Origin of the sequence: Roseomonas sp. TAS13 (assembly GCF_001950415.1) — a bacterium.
Lineage (GTDB): Bacteria > Pseudomonadota > Alphaproteobacteria > Acetobacterales > Acetobacteraceae > Roseomonas > Roseomonas mucosa.
Genome location: NZ_BDLP01000361.1, coordinates 1 through 4364 on the forward strand (window position 1 = coordinate 1; position 4364 = coordinate 4364).

The window sequence follows — 4364 nt, forward strand, 5'->3', positions numbered from 1 at the left end:
GAATAGGGGCGGGGGCTTCCGGGGGGCGGGTTCCCGGAGGCCGGCTCCGGGGCGGGTTGGCGGGGATGCCCCTTCCGCTTGCGGCGGGCGTGCCGACATGGTGCGGCATGTCCGAAGCCTCGCCGTCCCCTCTCTTTGCCACGCTGCTGCCGGCGCCGCTGGCGCGGCCGCTGAAGCGCGCCATCGTCGCCGAGGTGCGGGGGCTGTTCAACGATGCCGCCCGCGGCGAGCGGCCGGTGGCGCGGCGGGAGGATGGCTGGTTCGGGCCGGGTTCGGTGGCCTGGCGGCTGCATGGCGACGTGGCGGCGATGATGGTGGGCGGCATGGCCGGGCTGCTGCTGCAGATGCTGCACCCGGCGGTGCTGGCGGGGGTCTGGGATCATTCGGATTTCCGCGCCGACATGAGCGGGCGGCTGCGGCGGACGGCGCGCTTCATCGCGCTCACCACCTATGGCGGGCCGGAGGAGGCCGCGGCGGTGGCGGCGCGGGTGCGCGGCATCCATGCGCGGGTGCGGGGGGTGCTGCCGGACGGGACGCCCTATGCGGCGGATGACCCGGCGCTGCTGGCCTGGGTGCATGTGACGGAGGTGGTCAGCTTTCTGGAGGCGGGGATGCGCTATGCCGCGCCGGATCTGAGCGCGGCGGAGCAGGACCGCTATGTCGCCGAGATGGCCAGGGTCGGGGAGGCGCTGGGCGCCGCGCCGGTGCCGCGCAGCCGGGGCGAGGCGCGGCGGCTGATCGAGGCGATGCGGCCCGGGCTGCGGTGTGACGGCCGGACGCGGGAGGTGGCGGGGCTGGTGCTCTCGCCCGGAACGGGGAAGGCGGAGCCGCTGCGGGCGCTGGCGGGACGGGCGGCGGTGGACCTGCTGCCGCTCTGGGCGCGGCGGATGCATGGGCTGGAGGTGCCGCTGCTGGCCGCGCCGCTGGTGCGGGGCGGGGTGCGCGGGGTGGCGCGGACGCTGCGCTGGGCTTTTGCCTGAGGCGGCGCGGGATCGGTCCGGCCGCTCCCGGAGCGGTTCCCGGCCGGAGGGAAGCGACCGGCCGGGTGGAGGTGCCCCGGTGGCGGGGGTCAGGACGGCGGCCGGGTGGCGTCCAGGGCCTGCCGGGCGGCTTCGACGGCCCGTTCGATGTCGTCGCGGCCGGTTTGCCAGTTGCAGACGGACACGCGCATGCAGCGCCTGCCCCGCCATGTGGTGCCGCCGAAGAAGGCTTCGCCGGTCGCGACGATTCCCTGGATGACCGTGTCGGTGCGCCGGTCGTGGTCCTCGTCCGTCGCGCCGGCGCGTTCGTCCTGGAAGCGCAGGAGCCCCTGGTTGATGACCGGTGCCCATGCGACCTCCGCGCCCGGGAGGGCGCCGATCCGCGTGACGAGTTCCCGGGCATGCGCGCAACTGCGCTCGACCAAGCCGGCGATGCCCTGGCGCCCGAGCTCGCGGATGGCGGCATAGGTCGGCACGGCGCGGCCGCGCCGCGACCATTCGGGGTTCCAGTCGATCTGGTCGCGCGCGTCGCCGGCGGCCGGTGCGTAGCTGGTCCGGTGCGAGAAGCTGCCCCGGTGCGCCTCGCGGTCCCGGACGAAGGCATAGCCGCAGTCGAAGGGCGTGTTCAGCCATTTGTGCCCGTCGCAGGTCCAGGAGTCCGCGAGGGCGGCGCCCGCGGTCAGGTGCCGGTGGGACGGGCTTGCCGCCGCCCAGAGGCCGAAGGCGCCATCGACATGGACCCAGGCCCCGTGCTTCCGGGCGATGGGGATCAGCGCCGCGAAAGGGTCGAAGGCGCCGATATTGAGATCGCCGGCCTGCAGCACCACGATCGCGGGTACGTCCCCGCCGGTCGCGAGGGCCCGCGCCAGGGTCTCCGGGGGCAGGCAACCGTCCTCGCCGCAGGGAAGGTGTTCGATGGCGGCGGTGCCGAAGCCGAGCAGGCGCAGGGCGCGTTCGACGGAACCGTGCCGCTCGCTGCTCGTCAGCACCCGGATGCGGGGCGCCCCCGGCATCCCCTGTTCCTCCACATCCCAGCCGAGGCGGCGCAGCAGGCTGTGGCGCGCGGCGCCGAGGCAGGTCAGGTGCGCCGCCTGCGTCCCCGTGACGAAGGCGAAGCTGGCTTCGGCGGGGAGGCCGAGGAGGTCCTTGAGCCATTCCCCCGCGATCTCCTCGATCACCGCTTCCGCCGGGCTGCAGGCGTGGATGGCGGCGTTCTGGTCCCAGGCCGAGGTCAGCCAGTCCGCCCCCAGCGCGGCCGGCAGCGTGCCGCCGATGACCCAGCCGAAGAAGCGGCCGCCGGTGCTGCCAAGGAGGCCGCCCTCGACGTCGCGCGCGAGGTCGTCGATCACCCGGGCGGCGGGGATGCCCGCATCCGTCAGCAGATGGCCGAGGCGGCGGCGCAGTTCCGCACCTGTCGCCGTCGCGCCGACCGGGCGTGTGCGCTCGCCCTCCAGGTGCTGCCTGGCATGGCCGAAGGCTTTCTCCAGCGCGCGGGTCCTGTCGTCGTCTCGTTCCATGGTGAAGTCCCGGATGGTCCTGGTCAGGAGGGGCTCACCGTAGCGCTTGAAGGCCATCCAATGGTTCGCTACGCATCGAAGCATGAAGGACGGCCCGAACATCGCACTCGTTGCCGCGCTGATCGGCGATTCCGCGCGGGCCGACATGCTTTCCGGACTGATGGACGGGCGCGCCCTGACGGTCGGCGAACTGGCGCGGTCAGCGGGCATCGGCCTGCCCACCGCCAGCGCGCATGTGGCGAAGCTGGAGGAAGCCGGGCTGCTGGTCTCGGTGCGGCAGGGCCGCAACCGCTATGTCCGCCTGTCGGGCGCGGATGTCGCGCACACGCTGGAAAGCCTAATGCTGCTGGCCGAGAGGACGGGGCACCGGAGGGTCAGGACCGGGCCGCGCGAGCCGGCCTTGCGGGAGGCCCGCACCTGCTATGACCATCTGGGCGGCGCGAAGGGCATCCGGCTGCTGGAAAGCCTGGTGCAGCGGGGCTTCATCCGGCGGGATGACAGGGGGATCTTCCTGACCGCCGCCGGGGAGGGGTTCTTCCGCGATTTCGGGATCGTGGCGGAACCCACCGGTGCGGGGGAGGGGGCGGCCTGCGTAGCCTGCCTGGACTGGAGCGAGCGCAAGGATCACCTCGCGGGCCGGCTGGGAGCCCGGTGCCTGAGCCGCATCCTGGCCCTGAAATGGGCGCGGCGGGACAAGGCCAGCCGCGCCGTCCTGTTCACGGCCCAGGGGACCGAGGCGTTCGAGCGCTGGTTTCCTGTCTGATATCCCGCCCGGGCGTTCCGGGCGCGTTTCCCGGGATCAGCGGGCCGGCGGCGTCCGCCCGGCGTCCCAGGCGGCCAGGGTGTCGGCGTAGAGGCGCAGGAAGCGCTCGTTGTCGGCGGTGAGGCAGATGGACTGGGCGGGCAGGTTGTCCCAGGGGCCGGGGGGATATCGGATATCCTCCACCCGCTGGATGGTCTGGCCGATGGCGATGCCCTCGGTGACGGCGCGGACGGGGCCGCGGCGCTCGGTGAAGAGCGTGGGGTCGATGGCGCGGGCGACGGCCAGGGCATCGTGCGCGTTGATGCCGTCGATGCCGTCGCGGCTGCGGTAGAGCCCTTCGTAGAAGCGGGTGATATCGTACAGGAAGCCGCCGATGCCGGGCGCGCGGTCGCGCAGCGCCGCCATGTAGGCGCCGCTCATCACGCAGAGGGTGGTGACGTCGAGGCCGACCAGGCGCACCGGCCAGGGCGCGGTGAGGACGCGGTCGGCGGCGTGCGGGTCGTTGTAGATATTGGCTTCGGCGACCGGGGAAACGTTGCCGGGGCGGCCGGCCGTGCCGAAGGCGCCGCCCATGACCACGAGCTCGGCGGCGAGCGAGGTGATGCCGGGATCGATGTCCAGTGCCATGGCGAGGTTGGTGAGCGGGCCGACGGCGATCAGCGTGATCTCGCCGGGCGCGGCGCGGAGCTGTTCCACGATGAAATGCGCGGCGTCGAGCGCGTGCGGACGGTCGGCCGGGTCCTGGCCGGTTTCCGCCAGGCCGGGGAGGGGGAAGTCGCCGAGGCCGTTCTCGCCATGGATGAAGGCGGGGAAGTCGCGCGGCGGGCAGGCGAGCGGCCGGGCGGCGCCGCGGGCGACCGGGGCGGCAAGGCCGTAGCGGCGGCGGAGGTAGAGGGCGTTGCGGGTGGTGGTCCCGACCGGGGCATTGCCGAAGACGCTGGTGATGCCGACCAGTTCGAGCGCCGGGCTGGCGGCGACCAGCGCCAGGGCGCAGGCGTCGTCGATGCCGGGGTCGGTGTCGAAGATGACTTTCCGCGCGGTCATGCGGCGGGGCTCCGGGGCTGTCTCTTGATCACATCTACGCACAGCTCCACCGTAAGGCGA

At 73.6% G+C, this 4364-nt stretch carries 4 protein-coding genes; 2 read left to right on the forward strand and 2 right to left on the reverse strand.

Annotated elements, in window-relative coordinates; translation table 11 throughout:
* The first annotated feature begins 65 nt into the window (after nucleotides 1-65).
* Complete coding sequence (locus ROTAS13_RS20140; RefSeq protein ID WP_019462878.1) at nucleotides 66-980, forward strand: oxygenase MpaB family protein; 915 nt, start codon at nucleotides 66-68, stop codon at nucleotides 978-980.
* Between the two features lie 89 nt (nucleotides 981-1069).
* Here the strand turns inward: ROTAS13_RS20140 and ROTAS13_RS20145 are convergent, their stop codons facing one another.
* Nucleotides 1070-2581 (reverse strand): aminotransferase class V-fold PLP-dependent enzyme, encoded by a 1512-nt coding sequence (locus ROTAS13_RS20145; RefSeq protein ID WP_216348702.1) that lies wholly within the window; start codon nucleotides 2579-2581, stop codon nucleotides 1070-1072.
* Here ROTAS13_RS20145 and ROTAS13_RS20150 point away from each other — a divergent pair.
* Nucleotides 2580-3260, forward strand: a complete 681-nt coding sequence (locus ROTAS13_RS20150) for a helix-turn-helix transcriptional regulator (RefSeq protein ID WP_075823221.1) — start codon at nucleotides 2580-2582, stop codon at nucleotides 3258-3260. The genes ROTAS13_RS20145 and ROTAS13_RS20150 overlap by 2 nt on opposite strands.
* A 36-nt stretch (nucleotides 3261-3296) precedes the next feature.
* Here ROTAS13_RS20150 and ROTAS13_RS20155 read toward each other — a convergent pair.
* Nucleotides 3297-4364 (reverse strand): nucleoside hydrolase (locus tag ROTAS13_RS20155; RefSeq protein WP_371329209.1); only part of this gene is annotated, 1068 nt, incomplete at its 5' end.